This is a genomic window from Poseidonibacter sp. (genome assembly GCF_041821165.1).
Lineage (GTDB): Bacteria > Campylobacterota > Campylobacteria > Campylobacterales > Arcobacteraceae > Poseidonibacter.
The window spans coordinates 1-2,628 of the sequence record NZ_JBGUES010000247.1; the positions used below are offsets into that span (position 1 = coordinate 1).

A 2,628-nucleotide genomic window follows, 5' to 3' on the forward strand; every position below is an offset into this window, starting at 1 on the left:
TTAGTAATCATCCTTTATATCTTGAACTTGATGAAAATTATAAAACTATAAAAAGTGATCCAGAAGAAATTTTTATGAAAAAACTAAGAAAAGAGATTGATTTGAAGTCATCTCAAGATTCTTAAGAATCAATCTTTTCTTCTAAGTTCCATATATGGTCATTTTGAGTTTGGCATTGGATTATTTTTACACCATCTTTTTTAGATATTTTTAAAAATCCTTTACATTTAGGACAAATTCCTTGTAATTGTGTAAGATAAACATCTCCCGCAACTGAGCATTCTAAATTATATTTTCCTAAATATAAGATTCTTTTTTTCATAAGTATTATAGACATAATTAAAAAAATAGTAAAAATCATTGAAAAAACTAAAGAGATAGTTGAATTTATCTCAACATATAACATTCCTGTATATAAAATTGATGCTATAAATATTAAAATTACTCTCATTATTTTTAACTGTTTACCAAATATTTTAATTGGTTTTTCAAAGATTCGTTCTAATTTTGGGTTTTGTGTATTCATTTATTCTCTTTCTTTTTTATATGTTGCAAAAAAATGCGGTACTCTTGGTGTTTGATTATCATCATAAGCTAAAAAGCTCATTTGTATTAATTTATCATCTTCTACAAATTTATTTATCTCTTCTTTGTCTAAAGGCAATGGTATATCATCTTCTTGCTCACCTTTATTTCTACTTCTACATGAAACTAAAACATGACCATTTTTTGCAATTAAACTTGATATTGCTTCTCTTGCTTTAATTCTATATTTTCCTGGCAAAACTTGAATAGTATTACATTCATATACTAAATCAAAATTTTCAAACCACTCTTTTGGATAATTAAATAAATCAGCAACTACAAAATTTACTTTTGTAGTAGGATATCTATCTTTGCATAATTTTATTGCAGTAGGAGAAATATCAAAAGCAGTAACTTTATATCCAAATTCACTAAGTGCTTGAGCATCATCACCAACACCACAACCTACAACAATTGCTTTTTTATTTTTAGAAGTATTTGGATGCTCTTTTAGCCAATCAATTAAGTATTCATTTGCTTCTAAATCAGCCCAGAATACAGCTTTATAATCACCTTGTGCATCAGTATAAATACTATCAAACCAACCAGTGGGGTCATCATTTTCTTGATAGGATTTAACCATTTTTTTATATTCTATTGGATTAAACTCTTTCATTTGGATTTATCCTATTTGATTTTTTGTAATTATAGTATATTACTTATGCAAAGTTGCTTTCTTCTTTTTATTTATAAAAGAGGTTGTAACAAAAATTTCTTTTAAAAATAAAATAAGAGAACTTATGAAAGATAACATGGCAAGTATAAATAAAATAGCAATAAATATAGAACCATTAAATTCAAGAATTGAAGATAAAAACATAGTAACAATAACAAGTGCAACTAAAAGACCTGTCGTAGTACAAAATAAAATTGCATAATTAATATTTTCCATTCTTTTTGTTAAAAACAATCTTCTCTCTTTTGATTTTTCACTTAATTTTTCTTTCTCTTCATTGGTTTTTTTATTATCAATTAGAGTATCTAGTTTTTCAACCTTATCTATTATTCGAGCAAGTCTTCCTGTAAAAACATTTAGTAGTCCTGCAACTGCTGCTAGTAGGAATACGGGAGCAACTGATAATTGAATTAAATGAGATACTGTATTTACTTCATTTGCGTTTATTGATGTTAACATATTATTTACCTAAAAAATAGTTTATTTAATTAAAGAATAATATCTAAAAAGAGTAAAAAACTAGAATAATTAAAGAATAAAGTTATATACTTTATATAGAAGAAATAGAAACAAGGAGTAGGTTATGAAAATTGATATTTTAAAAATAACAGCGCTAGCTTTTGTAATTTCATCTGCTACATTATTTGCTCAAGAAAATACTAAAGCAAACTTTGGAACACAAGAAGATGTAGAATACTCAAAATATTTGTGGGAAAAACTTGAAGCCACAAAATTAAATTCAACAAAGGCCATTGTATACGTAGCAGGACCATCTCATGATAGAATTAGAGAAGTCCTTGAAAGTAAAATTGATGGGAATAGGGTAATTGTTGCACGTAATTATGATGGTGATGATATTAGAATGTCTAAAGTAAGAAAAGATAGAGCTAAGTATCTTCAATCAATTGATGTAATGATTAAAAAAGAAGGATATAATCCAAAATATGCAAATTGGTACTGGGCAAAATTTAAAGCTGATGGAACATTACATGAAACAGATCAAAAAGTAAAAATTGCAGGAAAAGTTTCATCATGTATAGCATGTCATATAAATTCATCAGATGGAAGTTTTGTATTTGAACATAATATGTCAGCAAACTCAGAGATTACTATGGTTAAAGCTTTGGAAGAATCTTCTACTAAATAATATTAATTATTTAGTAGAAGTGTATATTTTAATATGATGTAAGATTAAGAACATCATTTATTTCATTGTAAGAGTAAGTTTGAAAATCTTCATTTTTTGCTTTTATTGTATAAACTGCCATTCTATCCGCAAGCTCATTTCCTTCAATTCCAGCATGACCTTTTACATGTTTAATTTCAATTTTATTTTTAATCTCTTCATATAGTAAATGAGCTGATTT

The 2,628-nt window shown here is 26.2% G+C and carries 5 protein-coding genes; 1 reads left to right on the forward strand and 4 read right to left on the reverse strand.

The window, feature by feature from the left end:
• Window positions 1-121: 121 nt before the first annotated feature.
• From ACERKK_RS12745 to ACERKK_RS12755, 3 genes are read right to left on the reverse strand one after another with little or no spacing between them, the layout of a single operon-like run.
• Window positions 122-526 carry a hypothetical protein gene (locus ACERKK_RS12745; protein ID WP_373773455.1) on the reverse strand — a complete coding sequence of 135 codons (405 nt, stop codon included), beginning with the start codon at window positions 524-526 and terminating at the stop codon, window positions 122-124.
• On the reverse strand, window positions 527-1,201 hold the full coding sequence (locus ACERKK_RS12750; protein ID WP_373773456.1) for a class I SAM-dependent methyltransferase: 675 nt from the start codon (window positions 1,199-1,201) through the stop codon (window positions 527-529). It abuts the gene before it with no gap.
• Window positions 1,202-1,240: 39 nt separating this feature from the next.
• The gene (locus tag ACERKK_RS12755) at window positions 1,241-1,720 is read right to left on the reverse strand and encodes a DUF2721 domain-containing protein (protein ID WP_373773457.1); all 480 of its coding nucleotides are present in this window, start codon (window positions 1,718-1,720) and stop codon (window positions 1,241-1,243) included.
• A gap of 124 nt (window positions 1,721-1,844) precedes the next feature.
• Here ACERKK_RS12755 and ACERKK_RS12760 point away from each other — a divergent pair, with 124 nt between their 5' ends.
• On the forward strand, window positions 1,845-2,408 hold the full coding sequence (locus ACERKK_RS12760; RefSeq protein ID WP_373773458.1) for a cytochrome P460 family protein: 564 nt from the start codon (window positions 1,845-1,847) through the stop codon (window positions 2,406-2,408).
• A 28-nt stretch (window positions 2,409-2,436) separates the two neighbouring features.
• Here ACERKK_RS12760 and ACERKK_RS12765 read toward each other — a convergent pair.
• A partial coding sequence (locus tag ACERKK_RS12765; protein WP_373773459.1) for an RNase H family protein occupies window positions 2,437-2,628 on the reverse strand: 192 nt, incomplete at its 5' end.